The organism is Butyrivibrio sp. NC2007, assembly GCF_000421405.1.
GTDB lineage: Bacteria > Bacillota > Clostridia > Lachnospirales > Lachnospiraceae > Butyrivibrio.
In genome coordinates this window covers 71,080-86,152 of the sequence record NZ_ATWY01000001.1, presented here as the reverse complement: position 1 = coordinate 86,152, position 15,073 = coordinate 71,080, and the positions used below count along the sequence as shown (strand labels likewise).

10 protein-coding genes and 1 pseudogene are annotated in these 15,073 nt (G+C 42.0%); 1 reads left to right on the top strand and 10 read right to left on the bottom strand.

From position 1 onward, the window contains the following. Positions 1–17: 17 nt before the first annotated feature. From G632_RS0100340 to G632_RS18370, 6 genes are all read right to left on the bottom strand, one after another. The gene (locus G632_RS0100340) at positions 18–815 is read right to left on the bottom strand and encodes an MBL fold metallo-hydrolase (RefSeq protein WP_022767044.1); all 798 of its coding nucleotides are present in this window, start codon (positions 813–815) and stop codon (positions 18–20) included. Then, a complete protein-coding gene (locus G632_RS0100335) occupies positions 815–2,998 on the bottom strand; it encodes a cell division protein FtsA (protein ID WP_022767043.1) in 2,184 nt (727 codons plus the stop codon). The genes G632_RS0100340 and G632_RS0100335 overlap by 1 nt, the downstream gene beginning before the upstream one ends. Then, positions 2,986–3,627, bottom strand: coding sequence for a dephospho-CoA kinase (gene coaE / locus G632_RS0100330; protein ID WP_022767042.1), 642 nt, complete (start codon positions 3,625–3,627; stop codon positions 2,986–2,988). The genes G632_RS0100335 and coaE overlap by 13 nt, the downstream gene beginning before the upstream one ends. Beyond that, positions 3,614–5,800 carry a DNA polymerase I gene (gene polA, locus G632_RS18375; protein WP_022767041.1) on the bottom strand — a complete coding sequence of 729 codons (2,187 nt, stop codon included), beginning with the start codon at positions 5,798–5,800 and terminating at the stop codon, positions 3,614–3,616. Before polA ends, coaE begins: the two co-directional genes overlap by 14 nt. A gap of 12 nt (positions 5,801–5,812) precedes the next feature. Continuing rightward, the gene (locus G632_RS0100320; RefSeq protein ID WP_196802256.1) at positions 5,813–6,121 is read right to left on the bottom strand and encodes a zf-HC2 domain-containing protein; all 309 of its coding nucleotides are present in this window, start codon (positions 6,119–6,121) and stop codon (positions 5,813–5,815) included. 181 nt (positions 6,122–6,302) lie between these two features. Continuing rightward, complete coding sequence (locus G632_RS18370; protein WP_022767039.1) at positions 6,303–9,485, bottom strand: carbohydrate binding domain-containing protein; 3,183 nt, start codon at positions 9,483–9,485, stop codon at positions 6,303–6,305. Between the two features lie 173 nt (positions 9,486–9,658). On the opposite strand from G632_RS18370, the gene G632_RS0100310 reads away from it, so the two are divergent. Then, positions 9,659–10,411, top strand: a complete 753-nt coding sequence (locus tag G632_RS0100310; protein ID WP_022767038.1) for a helix-turn-helix transcriptional regulator — start codon at positions 9,659–9,661, stop codon at positions 10,409–10,411. 3 nt (positions 10,412–10,414) lie between these two features. Here the strand turns inward: G632_RS0100310 and G632_RS22570 are convergent, their stop codons facing one another. The 4 genes and pseudogenes from G632_RS22570 to G632_RS18355 form a co-directional block, all read right to left on the bottom strand. After that, positions 10,415–11,746: an MFS transporter gene (locus tag G632_RS22570; RefSeq protein WP_442852498.1), complete on the bottom strand. Its 1,332-nt coding sequence runs from the start codon at positions 11,744–11,746 to the stop codon at positions 10,415–10,417. A 6-nt stretch (positions 11,747–11,752) separates the two neighbouring features. Beyond that, a pseudogene (locus G632_RS22565) lies at positions 11,753–12,211 on the bottom strand (MFS transporter); the annotation flags it as partial. Between the two features lie 89 nt (positions 12,212–12,300). Continuing rightward, positions 12,301–13,773 carry a DUF6937 domain-containing protein gene (locus G632_RS0100300; RefSeq protein WP_022767036.1) on the bottom strand — a complete coding sequence of 491 codons (1,473 nt, stop codon included), beginning with the start codon at positions 13,771–13,773 and terminating at the stop codon, positions 12,301–12,303. Between the two features lie 168 nt (positions 13,774–13,941). Continuing rightward, positions 13,942–15,033: an HD-GYP domain-containing protein gene (locus tag G632_RS18355; RefSeq protein WP_081647028.1), complete on the bottom strand. Its 1,092-nt coding sequence runs from the start codon at positions 15,031–15,033 to the stop codon at positions 13,942–13,944. Positions 15,034–15,073: the final 40 nt, after the last annotated feature.

The window sequence follows — 15,073 nt, the reverse complement described above, 5'->3', positions numbered from 1 at the left end:
CCTCCACTTCTAAATACTCAGAATTCAATTATAGGTGAAATACAGCTTCTCTCCGCAACCATTATATGAAAATCGTTGCCGTGATAAGGATTGTCACCCATTTCAATCTCGACTCTTACCGTTTCATAGGCAAGTTCGGGCAGATTGTTTTCCTTGGACAGGTGTCCCAAGAATATGCCTTTCATCTTTTCATTTAAAAGACTGCACAGAAGCTCTCCGCTCTTTTCATTGGAGAGATGCCCCTTATCGCCAAGGATCCTGGACTTCAAAACATAAGGGTAAGGCCCTGTCTGAAGCATTCTCACATCGTGATTTGCTTCCAACAAAAGAGCATCGCAGCCTGACAGAGCACTGACTGTATACTGGTCATAACAGCCAAGGTCTGTTGCGATGCCAACCTTTTTATCGCCACAATAAACTCTATAGCCGCAGGGCTCAAGAGCATCGTGGGAAATCTTCATTGGATTTATAATCATGTCACCTACTACAACAGCTTCATCTGCCCTGACAGGAACAAAGGATGAAAAGTCAATTTCACCCTTTTTGTCAGAGTTTCTGATGCCTGTAATGGTGCCTTCTGTGGCATAAACAGGAATGTGATGTTTCTTAAGGATAGTGCGAATGGCTGCTATATGATCTGTATGTTCATGGGTCACGAAAATTGCGCTGATATCATCAAATCCCAGATCCAGCTGGCACAATCCTTCTTCAATTCTTTTCTTACTAACTCCGGCGTCCACAAGGATGTGTGTATTATCTGAACCCACATAGGTACAGTTTCCGCTGCTTCCGCTGGCAATACTTGTAAATCGCATTATTTCCAATAAACCTCTATCTTATCGCCTTCTTTTATAGGCTGCATATAATCCGGTGTGGAGCCATTAAGTGTTGTTACGATGCTCCTTCCGTTTGGCTTTGAAAGATCAAAGTCGATGGCATCAAAAATATCAACAAAGATATAATCTGCCTTTCCATGAAGTGTTATAGCTTCATTGTTAACAATAATATGAAGGTCGTGAGCAAGGATATTTCTTACAACCTCAGGTTCTGCATCTTCGCTCTCGCTCTTTTCATATGTTCCGTCATCATCAGGAAGGTCATCAAAAGAGAGCTGACCATCTTTGTCAGTTTTTAGCCTTGCTTCATAGTCCATGTTCTCATAGGATTCTTCATTAGCCTGAGAAATAGCCATCTCATCGGCACTCGGAAAATCCTTATAGTAATCCATGATCATATCTTCCTGATCCTTGAACTCAACCTTAAAGTTCTCGTAAACAGGAGTGTTTATATCGCCTCTTTCATTGTTGACGATGATCACAGTATCTTCAGTAATGGTGATATCCATAAGTTCAGCAATCTGAGCTGCTGTGTTGTAGTCAAGGATCTTGACATCATCACCGGCAGAAATGTCATAGTAACCGGTCTGAGCTTCTCCGTTAACGGTTGCATATCTGGATGCTTCTACACTCTTTCCGTTTACATTTACATTGAACTTAGTCTTAAATTCAGGAATGCTCTCAATTGTAGCCTTACCGGGAGCTCCGGCAGTTGAAGGAGTAACATTTATAATGTCGTTGGCATGGATCTTGGAGTGAATATCTGCAGGCTTGCCGTTAAGCTGAATAACTGCAGCTTCACCTGGTTCACCTCTTGATGTTCTCTCCTTGCCGTTTACGGTATATTTAAGTTCTGCGCCTCTCTTAGGGAAAAGGTCCTCATTAGGGAATGCAGCCTGCATGGCAGCATCCACAATCTGAAGCTTACCATTGTCATAAATCTTGGTCTGTGTTCCGTTAAATGAAACAAAGATGAAGTTGTTGGCTTCCTCATAGTAGCTGATGCAGATACCAAGAGGAGTTACAAGAAGTGAATCCTTGTCTATTCCATCGTTGTTAAGGAAAGTAATGTTCTTCATTACTTCCTCACCTCTAAGAGCTACACGCTCCTCAGGAATATCCATATCCTTGGCTATAGCCTTGGTATATCCGGGCACACATCCGCCTCCACCAACGACAAATACAGCGCTGACAGCTCTATCGCCATTAAGGCGCTTTATTTCATCTGTAGCCTTCTGTGCCATTTCTTCAACCTTGGGCTTGATAAGACGCGAGATTTCCTTGGCACTGATGGTCTTGTTAAGGCCCATGATATCGACATATTCTACCTGATCCTGATGGCTGGCTTTGATCTTGATCTCATCAGCTGAATTAAAGTCAACCAGGCAGTGCTGGGCAATTATCTCTGTGATATCATCACCTGCTATAGGAAGCATTCCGTAGGCAGTGATTGAACCGTCATCTGTTACACAAATATCGGAAGTACCTGCTCCGACGTCTACAAGAGCAAGGTTCAACATTCTGAATCTGTCAGGGATTGCAACCATCATAGCTGCGATAGGCTCGAGAGTAAGATTTGCAACGTTAAGGCTTGCTCTCTCACATGCCTTATAAAGACCATCTACGCAGTCATCCGGAAGGAATGTAGCAATAAGCTCAACGCTTACCTTGCCTGCATTGTGGCCCTCAAGGTTTGCAATCTGATATCCATCAAGGTAGTAATGCATAACAGAATATCCGACCAGATAAAACTTAAGGTCAGATGTGTTCTTTTTAAGAAACTCCGAATACGCCTGCTCAACTGCAGCCGAATCCAGGTTATAGATATCTTCATCGGTTATGGTGTGGTTATCCGGATACTCGTACTCATAGGTTGTCCTTACAGTCTGAAGTACACGACCGGCAGCAGCTATGCATACATCTGTCAGATGGATATCTGTCTGCTGTTCAAGCTTATCCGTTACCTTTCTGATGGTAGCGCCAACCTTGCCGATGTCATGAATCTGTCCATCCAGCATAGCTCTTGTCTCATGCTTCTCAACAGCCTGAGCAATAACATTAAACTGGTTGTCATTCATATATCCGACAGTTCCAACAACACTTCTGGTTCCGATGTCGAGTCCGTAAACAACCTTCTGATCTGCCTGTTCTAAGCTTGCCATTTTGCTTTCCACTCCCCAAGTTTTTTGTCTATTTGCGCTTTGGCATAATCCAAATCGGCGCTGTTATCTATAACGAAGTCTGCATTCTCTCTAAAGGTCTTTTCATCAAGCTGCGAAGCAAAGATACTGTCTATCTTCTCGTCGCTGTAGCCTCTTGATGACTTAAGGCGACTTCGCCTTGTAGGCTCATCTGCGTAGACATACCACAGTTCATCCACAAATCTCTTATATCCGTTTTCAATCAAAAGAGCTGCTTCCACAAATACAAAGTCCAGCTGATTCTGTTCTCTCTCACTGTCTATTATATTAATAATAAATGTATTTACTGCAGGATGCAAAATATTATTAACCTTGGAAAGGAGTTTTTCATCAGCGAAAATGGCTTCTGCCATCTTCTTTTTGTCTATTTCTCCATCATCACCAACTATGCCATCTCCAAAGAGCTCAACAAGCTCATCATAGGCAGGATAGCCTTTTTTCTTGATGTCATTGGCTACAATGTCAGAATAAACAACTCTTGCATTATAATTCTGCGCAAGAAACTCCAGGATGGCGCTCTTTCCGGCGCCTACGCCTCCTGTTATTCCGATGATATTGGTCTTTCCATAGGTCAGCTTATTTTGCTTCATACCAGTCACTTCCTGTATGGCAGTCAACTTCCATCGGTACTGAAAGCTCTACTGCCTTCTCCATTTCTGTTGTAAGTATATCCGAAACCTTATCTATTTCATCAGGTGCGGTCTCAATCAGAAGTTCATCATGGATCTGCAATATAAGTCTGGATTTTAATTCTTCTCTCTTAAGTCTGAAAAAGACATTTATCATGGCAATCTTCATGATATCAGCAGCTGTTCCCTGGATCGGCGCATTCATCGCAACTCTTTCACCAAACTGCCTCATCATGTAATTACCTGACTTAAGCTCAGGGATAGGTCTTCTTCTTCCGAACATAGTCTCGGAATAGCCTTTGTTCTTGGCATCCTGAATGACTTTGTTCTGATAATCACGAACTCCCGGATAAGTCTCAAAGTACTTCTCCATGTACTCCTTAGCTTCTCCTACGGAAATTGAAAGATCCTGAGATAAGCCAAAGGAGCTGATTCCATAAACTATACCGAAGTTAACAGCCTTGGCATTTCTCCTCTGAAGGGGTGTAACTTCTTCAAAGGGAACATGGAAAACCTTGGAAGCTGTAATTCTGTGAATATCATCGCCCTCGTGATAAGCACTGATAAGCCCCTGATCCTCTGACATGTGAGCAAGAATCCTAAGCTCAATCTGCGAATAATCAGCATCTGCAAATACATAGCCATCTTTTGGTACAAAGACCTTACGAATGAGCCTTCCAAGTTCAGTTCTCATAGGGATATTCTGAAGGTTCGGCTCTGTTGAACTGATACGTCCTGTTGCTGTTATTGTCTGGTTAAAGCTTGTATGGATCCTGTCATCTTTTTCTATGAAATTAGCAAGGCCGTCGGCATAAGTTGATTTGAGTTTAGCAAGTCCTCTGTATTCAAGGATATCTGCTACAATCTTGTGCTCAGGTGCAAGCTTCTCAAGGACATCAGCTGCTGTTGAATAGCCTGACTTTGTCTTCTTTTCTGCAGGAAGTCCCAGTTTTTCAAATAATATTTCTCCCAGCTGCTTGGGTGAATTGATGTTAAACTCACAGCCTGCAGCATCGTATATCAGCTTCTCAAGCTCCGTAATACGAATCTGAAGCTTATCTCCGTATTCTTTGAGGGCATCTCTTCTTGCGATGATTCCTTCTTTCTCCATCTCAAACAGGATATATGAAAGAGGCATTTCGATATTGTAAAAGAGCTCTTCCATACCCGTCTTTTGCAGTTTCTTCCTGATGACAGGAGCGCTTAAGAAACATACTGCAGCTATCTTGCCTGCATAATCTGCAACGGTATTCTCATCGCTGTTTGAAAGTTTTTCTTTTCCAAAGACATCGCTCATCTTAGGAAGTGGAATGCCAAGATATTCATTGCTGATATCCCATGGCTGATAGTCGTTCTTGATTGGATTTATTACGTAAGCACCAATCAGAACATCAAATGTTCTTGCACTATTCTTATAGCTCTCATCAGATTGCTTGTAGCCTTCTGATCTGTTCTTCATCTCAGCAGGAACAAAGAATCTGAAGTCCTCCTTCATATCAAAGCCGGAAAGTGATACCAAACTGCTAAGTCCGGCTAACTTCTCTCCAAGGTAGGCGGCTGTTATGAAGTTAATTACAGGAATGTAAAAAGCCTTATCCTCACTAAAGCAAATAGAAAGTCCAAGGACTTCTACGTCAGATTTACCGTTTCCTGTTTTCTCAGTTACAAAATGATAACCTACATAGCTATCAGGATTGCCTTCGCATGTCTTTGCTGCGTCTGCAAAAATCTGCTCTACTTCGCCTAAGTCAGACGTTATGGTAAGTGCATGCTTAAACTTGGGAAGTTCCTTGACAGAACCTGATGGTGATAAATTCTTTAAAATCTCTTCTACAGCTGCTCTTACAGTTTCAGTCACTTCAAATTTCGCATCTATAGAAGCTCCCTCAATCGAGCCGATAAGTTCCTTAAACTTATTGACCTGCCAGGATACATCTTTGGTAAAAGAGCTTGTATCACCGTCAAAGGTTATCTCAAGGGAAGAAGCTCCACCCGCCATAAGCTCTTTTAACTTAAAAAATGCACCGTAGAGACCACTGATATGGTTACCCTCAGCATCGGTAAAATCAGGGATTGCATAAAAAGCATCTCTTATTAACTTGGTTCCATCAATTATCAGTTTGTTGTCAGACATATTTCTCCGGGTTTAAAGTGCGATTGCAAGCAAAAGACACAGTGCAAACATTGCTGCCACTGCGATCTCAAGTATGTAGCTTATAAGCACCAGGGTTTTCCTTCGGTGCATTTTCTTCTTAGCATCCGCAAGCTCTCTCTCAAGCTCCTTGACAAGGTTGAAGGTGTTACCATCCTCAAGTCTCTGCATACCTACGCGGACCAGGAACTGTATTGTCAGCTCCTCCTTGCACTCGGGGCAGTTATCAATGTGATCCAAAAAGTCAGCAAGGTCCTGATTATCCAGGTCATCATCAAGAAACTGCGGAATTAACTTTTCCATCTGTTTGCATTCGATCATAGTCAATCTATTGTCAACATGTTGTATGCCAAAAAGGGCTAATTTCAAATAATTCTACAAGATATAGAATACTACAAAACCCATGTTTTTACAACGAAAAGCTCCCTGATAATCAGGGTTTATTATCAGGGAGCAGTGTGTAGGGTATATTGAATTTTTGCTATTACCAGAACAGTCTTCTAAGAATGCTGAATACTGTTACTACAATCTTCTTGACCACTTTTACCACAGGAGCAATTATCTGAATGATAGGAGGGATCACAATTACAGGCTCCGGCTGTGGCTCAGGTTCAGGCTCAGGCTGATCAGGGTTTTCCGGCTCAATCACCGGATCATCTCCGGGCTGAGGGTCTACCGGCTCTACCACCGGATCATCTCCGGGCTGAGGGTCTACCGGCTCTACCACCGGATCATCTCCAGGCTGAGGGACTACAGGCTCTACTACAGCTTCATCAATCTCAATAAGAGAGATATCGTCGATAAATACATCGTGCTGCTGAACAATTCTCTCACCGTCGATTGACCCCATAGTCACATTAAATCTTGATTTTGTATCTGTAGGATACTCCATCTTAAATTCAGTTGTGAAGGTCTGCCATTCCGGTCCGATTGTTACAGGTCCGTTTCCTGAATAGTTAGCCCAGTCTCCTTCAAACTGCTGCATGCAGTACTTAACTTTTCTCTCGATTGAGGACTTCATTCTCAGGGACAATCTGTAGCTCTTTCCTTGCTCAAGAGTAACACCGTCCTGGTTGAGCTGTACGTACCAGTCGTTGGCAGCAGACTCTGCTACTGTGTCCTCAATAGTGATTGCAAATGTATTGTCGTTTCCATTCATATTATCAACAACATAATTTGCCTTTACCTGAGAGTCGATATATGGGCTGAAGCTTGCCATACCTGCGTTAAATGAACCATTCTTAATAAGAGCTGATTCTGTAAAGAAAATGTTATCCAGATAATATGTTCCGGCTTTCTCAAATTTGAGCTCTACATTTGATGCTGCCCTGTCAAGATCCTCATCATAATTAAGCTTTTTGGAAAATTTAGAGTCTGTGTCTGTAAGCTCAGGTGCATAGCTGTTTCCTGCCATATTAACTGTAAGTCCGTCAGCTGCGCCATTCTCAAATCTTGCGTTAAATGAAAGCTCATACTGACCCTTGCCAATCGGTGAAAGCTCTGACTGCTTAACAGTTACGCTCTTACCTTCAGGAACAGTTACTTTAAGTTCTCTCTTTGATCCTGAATTAGTTACTGAAATGTACTGCGCATCTTCTTCATCAAACTCCCAGTAACCAAGTCTTCTATCGCCCTGATCAAAGGATCCGTTATAGATATAGTTTCCATCAGGTCTGATAACCTTAGCGTTGTCGTCAACGATCTCATCGCCTGACTTGTGTGTAAGTCTTACGTTTGAAATTGTTACTGCTGATGCAGGAGTGTTCTTACCAAAGTTAAACTCAAGTGATCCGTTTGGATCATTCTTGTCATTCATTGTAAATGTGTAGCTGTAGCTCTGCTTGGTTGTTCCAACTCTTACGGTTGTATCCTGCATGTATCTGGTCCAGCCTCTGTCAGGACCTTCCACATCAATTACAATGTCTCTCTCTTCATCCGCTACAGCATCGAAAGAAAACTCATATTCCCAGCCTTTGTACATAGGAATGTTTTCCTGCTTGAGCTGTACGCTGTGGTTCTGTGAACCTGCTTTTTCAGGTGTTACTTTTATGGAATTATCTTTTATAGCGTATGTTGCGCCTGCAGCATCTGATTCTGTGTGGAACTTCCAATTGTCCCTATCAGCTGATGCATCGCCGTCAATTCCGATCTCCTTTGCAAAATCCCCGTTAATTACAAAGTTGCCGGTCTCATCTGCTTCCCTGAATTTAACTTCTTCCTTCTCAGGGCGCTTACATTCTGCTTCAAGTCTCTCATATTCCTCAGCAGACTTCTGATAAACTCTTACATAATCAATCTCATATGCCTGGTTGTTCATATCAGCATAGGCTGCATCATCAGGATATCCAACCCAGCTTCCGCCTACGGCGAGATTAAGAATGATGTAGAAGTTCTGATCAAAAGGTGCAGGATATGTAACCTGATTGTCATCATCGGTTCCTGTGTACCAGTCACTTGTTGTGTAAACTTCCTCGCCATCAACATACCATGTGAGCTTGCCTGGATCCCAATCAAGTGTGTAGGTATGGAACTCGTCTGAGAAGCTTCCGTCAGAAAGGACCTTTGTTCCCTGGTTCTCTTTATGTCCTGTTCCTGCGCTGTATCCGTAATGGATTGTGTGATAGGACTTTGATGTATTCTGTCCCATTACTTCCATGATGTCGATCTCACCACATTTTGGCCACTGTCCGTAGAATCCCTCATCTGTAGCCATGAGCCAGAATGCAGGAAGATATCCCTGACCTGCAGGAACCTTAGCTCTTGCCTCGAAACGTCCGTATGTGAAATCGTGTTTATTCTGAGTAGTAATACGGCCTGAAGTGATTTCTCTTTTTCCACTGCCGGCAGATCCACTATTTCCCTGAGCTGCGCTGCCTTCGATAAGAGCCTTTGTACCGCCGTACCATGCATATCCGTTGTCAGGATCAAGAGCGCTGAGTTCAACTGATCTGTCTGCATCAGATGATGCTTTCATATGGAAGCTGTACTTATGTCCTGTTTCGAAAGTAATACCGGTTTTTTGAATCTGAAAATTCCAGTTTTGATCACCTGCATTTTCGATCGTAAGATAGGCTGCTCCGTTATCGAAGCAAAAGCTCCCTGTCGCAGGAGATGTTACTCCTCCCATCCAGCTTGAATCAAAAGATGAGAAAACTTCGACTACATTCTCTTCATCTGTAATATCTTTTAATGAAACTTCTGAAATAGTTACGTTTGCAGCACCTGAGGTCCCTTCAAAGCCATCACCGATAAGACCAAAATTGATCTGAACTGCAATTGACTCTGATGTATCTGCTCCGAAATCAACAGTGAAGTCTACATCTGTTTCCTTAACTTCTACCGGCTCTGAGCTTTCTTCTTCGGTTACTTCAGGTTCTGTTACATGAGGCTTGATAACGAGATTTCCGTCTCTTACCTCAATGTTACCCTCGTCGAGAGAAGTATATCTCTGAAGCTCTGCATTAACCCAGCCGGGCTCATGCTGCTCTACGTTCCAATCCGATGTATTAAGGGCCCCATCCTCGAATTCATCAGACCAGACAAGAGAATAACCGTCATCTGCAGCATCTGTCTCTGCGTTAGCTATTACCGGAAACTGAATTCCTGTAAATGCCAGGCAAGCCGACATTGCTATAACACTTAAGCTTCTGCGTCTAAACTTTTTCATAAGCATCTCCTTACCCAAAACTTATAGTTGAATTACAAAGGTCATGTTAATACATTTTTTGTAATTTCTATATCAAAAGCAAAGAAAAAATAACATATTCATGACATTAAATTGCATTTTAAAGCATGGATATGTTATCATTTGCAGAAGCAGATAGGATGCAGGAGAAAACTATGGATACTGAAAAGCTCTTTAATCTTGATAAAGAAATGATACACAGAAGCCAGAACGATGAGCTATTGTTCTACAGACAGGTTGCAGGAGGCGATGTCGAAGCTATATTGGAAAACTGCCGCCAGCATAGATTTATGGACAATGAGGGTGTAGGTGTTTTGTCAAAAGACCCTGTCCTTAATCTTAAGTATCACTTCATTGTTACAGCTGCACTCGTTTCAAGAATATGCACCGAAAACGGTATGGAAATGGAGCTCTCTTTCAGGCTTTCAGACCATTATATTCAGAGGCTTGATTATCTCTTTACCCTTGATGAAATTGAACAGTGGCATAACAAAATGATCCTTGATTACACAAAGAGAATGCAGATACTAAGGCAAAATGCTGCCCTTTCAAGACCTATTTCCGAGTGCATCAACTACATCTATGCCCATATCAAGGAGCGTATAACCATTGAAGATCTTGCTGATTTTACAGGAAATTCAGCAAGCTATATCTCAAGACTGTTCAAGTCTGAAATGGGAATCTCTCCAAGTGACTATATAAGAAAAGTAAAGATAGATAAGGCCAAGAACCTTCTCAGGTTTTCCGATTCTTCTATGGTCGAGATTGCTTCTTATCTGTCCTTCTCATCCCAGAGCCACTTCATAAAGCTCTTTTCCGAAGAGACAAAAATGACACCAAAAAAGTACCGTAAAATGTATTACGGTACTCATTGGAAAGGAAATGAAGATGAGTTTAGTATGGAATGAGAATCACTTCTCTTCTATGCCTTCTGATTTTCTCATGACAAGCTCCATGGAGATTTCCTGAAGCTTCTCATCATTAAGTATGTATTTAGCCTTGAAGAATAAAAGCGCGATCACAAGTACGACTGTAGGTCCGATTGTCATGATCATTCTAAGGCCGATTACTGAGCTGTTATCAATTGATGCAAGCACACCTGAATTAGCGATTTTGTTAAGAAGACCTGCCATATCAAGAACTGCTGCGCTGCTCTCCTGAATGTTGAAGATTGTCAGGCAGATAGATGCAACAAGAGCTGCGATACCTGAAGCAAGCTTAACAACAAAGGTCTGCATCGAGAAGATAACGGACTCATCTCTTCTGTAGTTCTTAATCTCACCATAGTCAACGGTATTTGCAAGGAATACGGTAACTACAACGTTGAGGATTCCTGCGCCGGACATGATAAAGAATCCCGGAACAAAGAATGCGAATACATTGGTAACTCCGCTGAGAGCCATGGTAAGAAGAACTATATATCCTGCAATTTCTGCAATTACGCAAACATAGAATATCTTAAGTGTTGTAAATGCCTTTCTAAGGAGCGGGAACAGAAGCATCATAGCAAGGATCTGCATTCCGCCTGCAAAGGTGTTGAACAGTGTGTAGTTGCCCTGCCAGTTGCTTCCTGCAAGGTCATACTTAAAGAAGTAAATAAGAAGGTTTGATGTGATATAAAGCGCTGTGTTTACGAGAACGATGGTGATAACAATTGTCATGGCCTGATCATTCTGAACAAGAGCTCTGAACATCTCTCCGATTGAAGCTGTCTTCATATCAACTGTAGACTTCTCTTTGATGCAAACACAGGTAATTGTAATAAAGAGAATAAACAGTATGCCGATTATGATGGAGAAGTATTTGAAACCAAGTCTCTCAACTTCAAGTGTGGATGCAGCCATTATTTTAAGTGACTTATCCGATGCGGATGTAATGGCATTGTACTGCTCAGTTGGAACATAGACTGCAACTACTGCTTCTCCGCAATCCTGGCTATCCATGGAAATTTCAATTGCATTGTTTCCGTCTGACTTTCCAAGGGTTATACCGGATGCAGTAAAGGTGTAATCTGTGTTGTCATTATTGAGGTAAATAACACCGGCCTTGGTATTCTCATCACCAACAGCTCCGTCAAATACCTTCTGAGTCCCTGTTACTACGATATCCACTGAAGCATCTGAAAGCTCTGTCTTGTTGCTTGTTGCATTACCGTCAGCATCTCTCTCAATTACATAATATGTAAATGCTGTATTGCTTGCATCGAACTCTTTTACAATATTGTCGGTGCTCTTAGCTGCCATGCTGCTTCCGATTGCTGCAACGCTCATAACTGTAACGATTGTGATGATGGCTGAACCCACACCTGCGCAGGAACGGGCAAGAGCTGAAAGACCTTCTCTCTCTTTTCCGCTCTCAGTAAAGGCAGGTACCATTGACCAGTAAGGAATATCCATCATTGTGTAGGTTACTCCCCACATGATGTAGGTAACTGCAGCATAAGCAATGAGTCCCTTAGGTGATAATGAAGGCGGTGCTGCGAACATCATGATGAGCAGTACTGTATTTGTGATAGTACCGATCATGAGCCAGGGTCTGAATTTACCCCACTTTGTCTTTGTCTTGGCTACGATAACACCCATGATAGGGTCATTAAATGCATCAAACACACGGGCAACCAGAAGAATGATACCCATTGCGATTGCACTTACGCCCATGATGTCCTGGAAATAGTAAAGTACATATGATGCGGAAAGCATGTAGACCATATCTTTTCCAACCGCACCGATACCGTATGCAAATTTCTCAAGTCCTGTTAAAGTTCTCTTTTCCACGATTGTCTCCCTCGCCTTTTGGCTTATTTATTTTTCATTGCTACTGCCAGCTCTACTACTTTCTTTGCTCCATCGTAGATTCCGGCCTTTTTGTTCTCAATAATATTTGCACACATTTCATTGAGAAGATCTGTCTTTAAGAACTGCTCAAGCATCTGGATTGTATGAGGAATATCTCTGCACTCCAGTGTGCCGTCGCCGATCTCGGCTGAATGGATTGCACCCCACATCTCATGCTTACCTACTCTCTTTATAAAGAGCTTGGGAACCGGGTAAAATGCAAGTTCACTTGGCTTTGTAACAAGTACGTCGCAGCTTCTCATAAGGAGGTTTGTTGTATATACAGCCTTGAAGATATCTGCATGATAGAAGCCATGAATTCCTGTAACCAGTGTGTTCTCATCAAGGGCATCCTCTGCAAACTTGCAGGTGTCATCCCATTTATCCATATGCTCTGTTGCAAGTTCCTTCATTCCCGGGATCTCTTTTACCAGCTCATCCCAGACGTTTCTGTAATCACCAACATTTACATAGAGAGCTGCCTTGTTATCCCTGATGTATGGGATCAGATGCTTAATGATCTCAGCAAAGATTTCCTTCTGTGCTCCGGCTCCGCCGATGGTCAAAAGAAATCTCATAGGCTTTCTCATTTCTCTTCTGGCCACGCGTGCTTCGCAGTCTTTTTCAATGTTCTCTACAAGCTCGTAATCTATATAGTGGCCTGTATAAACAAGAGAATCCTGAGGCATTGGGCTACATACCTTTTTCTTGTTCATTCCGTTGAGGATCCTGTATCCCATGTATGCATTTCTGCACTGTATGGTGTGAAGGGAACCTTCTGAAAGGTGAAGCGCCATTGGCCAGTTATCAGGGATTGCATTTACAACATGCTTCATTCCTGCATGAATAGCTGCCTGGGCAGGCCATACATGAGTTGCGATAACAGGAATGTCTTTATCAATATTTCTGTATACAGGAGCCATAAGCTCTGCGTTCTTCTGATCTGATGAATTGTAGGTCAGGGCTCTGAATCCTTCATAATTTGTAGGCTCCCAGACGAGCTTATTGAAGATAGGATTCTTGGAAAGCCTTGAACCAAGGGAATAAAGGTCATTCTGAGCACTGATTACCTTGGTACAGGTTGTCTCTTTAAATGAATTAAGATCAAGCCAGTAAGGTGTATATCCAAGGTGCTGTGCGTAAGAAGCCATAGCCATTGAAATACGGTAATGACCAAAGCCCATTCTGATGTTTCCAACAATGATTGCTTTATCCTTGTCAATTGTGCCTTCGTTTGCAGGAATCTTAGCAGTTACATCTATATTCTTAACTCCGAGGATTGGTCCTATTACTTCGTTGTCAGATACTCTGATCTTATAATCGACGTTTGAATCATCTCCGTATTTCTTCATGAATTTCTTTTTGGATTTTAATGCTTTATTGTAATCTTTTGCATCAATGACATTACCGAATATTACTTTAGATCTGTCAGTCATATTACCTTCCATTCCGCCGAACATGGCTGTTTAAATGACATTTGTTTCTATACTAGGAAACCGATAACGAATTAATGGTTTCCACATGCTTATAGTAACAAAAGGCAATATTATAAACAAGAAACGCTTTTACCAAATTTCGTTTCCTGCTTTTGTGCAAATTTACTTTTAGATGACTGCGGTGATTGATAAGCCTTTATTGTGCGCAAGATCAACAAACTCATCTCCGCATTTAACTGTCGGCTTAGAAAGATGATCAGGATTGATAAAGATTATTTCGCCAACCTGTCCGTTACTGAGTTTTACTCTGTTGGCAATAAAGGTATTTACGATGTTACCCATAAAAGTCATGATGGCATTAGGTTCGTACTTATCTAAGCCGTTTTTCTCAAACTGTTCAAGCACAGCAAAAGGACATACAGGTTCTCTGTAGATTCTCCTGGATGTCAGGTTATCATAGACGTTTGCTACGGTAACAATAGATGCGATCTCATCGATCTTTTCATTTTTAAGATGAAGTGGAAATCCGCTTCCATCCCTTAGTTCATGATGCATAAGGATAGTGTTCTTGATATGTGAATCAATGTTCTTATCCTTGACCAGCTCATATCCCTTTATAACATGTTCATTCATAGCTCTCTGCTCATACTCGGTAAGCTCCTGCTTCTTGTTAAGGAGTTCTGACGGAACAAGCATTTTGCCTATGTCATGAAGAAGGCCTGCAGCTGTAGCTACCTGAATCTTTTCTTCAGGCAGTTTCATCCAGGTTGCCAGAGTATTGCTGATAAGGGATACATTAAGGGAATGCATGAAAACTGCATCGGAATTATCTCTCAGATTATGAAGCATATCAAAAATACCCGCTGTACCACCGGCTTCTACAAACAGGTGATAAACAGGCTCAGTAAGTTTCTCAACATCCAGAGGAATGGAGTCATTTGCGAGCATTCTAAAGGATTCTTCAAGCTGCTCAGAGTAGTCCTCGATGTGCTGCTTGAATATGATAAACTCCTCGGTGTTTCTTATCTTCTCTGCATATGACGGTGTCGCAAGAGGCCCTTCAGGCTTTTTGGCGCCTGTCCCGACAGGTTTCATCTCCTCTTCAACAAAGATATTGTAGAGCGAATAGGATTTTATTCTCTCAATATCCTTCTGATCAAGGACTGTATCCTTGGGAAGTACAAGCCTGTCATCCAGAGTATAGACATTCTCTGAAACAACCATTCCGGGTATTAACTTGTCAACAGATACCAGCTTCATATTCTAATTATAGCATAGTATTGACGTAATTGCGTTTAAA